The 2,197-nt window shown below is 29.1% G+C and carries 1 protein-coding gene; it reads left to right on the plus strand.

The window, feature by feature from the left end; all coding sequences use genetic code 11:
- Positions 1 to 78 precede the first annotated feature (78 nt).
- Positions 79 to 1,485, plus strand: coding sequence for a flippase (locus LJE08_RS15380; RefSeq protein ID WP_227403495.1), 1,407 nt, complete (start codon positions 79 to 81; stop codon positions 1,483 to 1,485).
- The last annotated feature ends 712 nt before the right edge of the window (positions 1,486 to 2,197 follow it).

Genomic DNA, 2,197 nt, shown 5'->3' on the forward strand with positions numbered 1-2,197 from the left:
ACCCTATAAAAATTTAAGGACTATGTTCGACCCTACAAGAATTTAAATATCCAAAAAAAATCGTTAACTATAAATGCAATTCTTAATGGAATTAAGACCGCAATGTCTGTTATTTTCCCTCTAATTTCATTTCCCTATGTTTCAAGAATTTTGCAAGTAGAAAATATTGGGAAATATAATTTTTCAACATCTATTATAAGTTATTTTCAATTAATTGCTGGATTAGGAATAGTTACATATAGTGTGCGAGAAGGAGCTCGTTATATAGGAAATTCTAAAAAAATGTCAGAGTTTTCCTCAGAAATATTTTCGATTAATTTAATCTCAACATGTATATCATATTTATTTTTGTTTCTATGCATATTTATAATACCAAAGTTTCAAGAATATGAAGTCCTAATTTTGATACTTAGTATTCAATTGTTTTTTACAACTATCGGTGTTGAATGGTTATATCAAATATATGAAAATTTTCTTTATATCACAGTACGAAGCATTCTTCTTCAAGCAATATCACTTGTTTTAATGTTCTTGTTAGTAAAAAATAAAAGTGATTTATATATTTATGCATGCATCACAGTATTTGCTAATGTGGGTGCAAATATTATAAATTGGATTCAAGCAAAAAAGTATTGTAAAATACGTGTGATTTTTAGCAAAAATTTGATTATTCATATTCGTCCTGTCCTTGTGTTTTTTGCTATGGAAGTAGCTAAAATTATTTATATTTCTTCAGATACAACGATTTTAGGTTTTATGGCTTCAGATTATAACGTAGGTTTATATTCTGTAGCTACCAAGATTTATACAATAGTCAAAAGTATGCTAGCATCCATACTAATTGTAGCAATTCCTAGATTATCTAATTATTTAGCTAACAATAAAAAAGAAGAGTATACTGACACGTTAAATAGTATTGTGAATTCACTTGTAGCAATAGTTGTGCCAGCTGTAGTAGGTTTAGGATTAATGAGTTCAAATATTATTGGCATGCTTTCTGGTGAACAATATATGGAAGGTACAAAAGCTTTACAGATATTAAGCTTAGCACTTTTTGTCAGTGTTTTTGGCTGGTTTTATAATTCATGTGTGTTAGTACCTAATAAAAAAGAGAAAAAGGTTCTTATTGCTATGATTGCTAGTGCACTGCTTAATGTGATTTTAAACTTAATTATGATTCCATTTGGAAAACAGAATGCGGCTGCTTTTACAACATTTCTAGCTGAATTGTGTTCTTTATTGATTTGTGTGTATTATTCGAAGGATATAGTAAAAATAAAATTAGATAGAAGAAATATTGTATCAACGACATTTGGGACTTTTGTGATAGTTGTAATATGTAAAACTGTATACATAGAAAACTTTGGTCAGATTGAGAATACAATAGTAATAATTATATTAGCTACAATAGCATACGCTTGCGTATTGCTTATTATGAAAAATCCTATAATTAATTATGGGAAAAGATTAAGAAGAAGAGGGTAATCCGCAATTAAATACCAGTGTTGCTTAAAATTGGATTTAAAAGTTGTATAGTTGAAAATCTATGAGTGTTTAAAGATTAACTAGGTAGAATATCTATTTTAAATGTATAATAATTTGCTGCGGTGAAGAATAGTTTTCGGTTTCTGTCATATTTACTATTTATTCTGATTGTATTTTAAAGTGCAGCTAAAATTTTAGAGAATTTGCCGTTCAACGTTAAATGAACCATTTTACCTACTCTAAATCATGCGTTTAAATCAAAAAGTAGAAAAGTACGAAGTCGTACATCGTTTGTATCAAGCAACAATCGTATCTGCTCATTCGTAAAAACGGTAATTTCAGTAGAATCATACAATAGGAACATATTGAATATTAGGAGATTGTCTTTTGGACAATGGTATTTCCAAAACAGCGTCAAAGAAGTAACGGATTACGCTAATAATTGCACTTGAAGACGTAGGAACATATTTCTGAACTGTTATAACATTAGGTTTAGATATATCTTACAACTGATAATAAGCAAACATTCTAGAACAGTTATCATCATCTATACATATGAATGGTATTTGATGAAAGATTTCTATATTCCATCAAAAAGTAAATGTGAGTACCCATCTGACAACCCTAGGCATTTTCCAAGCCTCTAGCCGTGGCATATGGTCCATTGAATCACGAATCATCTTTCGAGTGGCTATGCTTGATTGCATTATAT

This window comes from Holdemanella sp. DFI.5.55 (assembly GCF_020593575.1).
Lineage (GTDB): Bacteria > Bacillota_I > Bacilli_A > Erysipelotrichales > Erysipelotrichaceae > Holdemanella > Holdemanella hominis.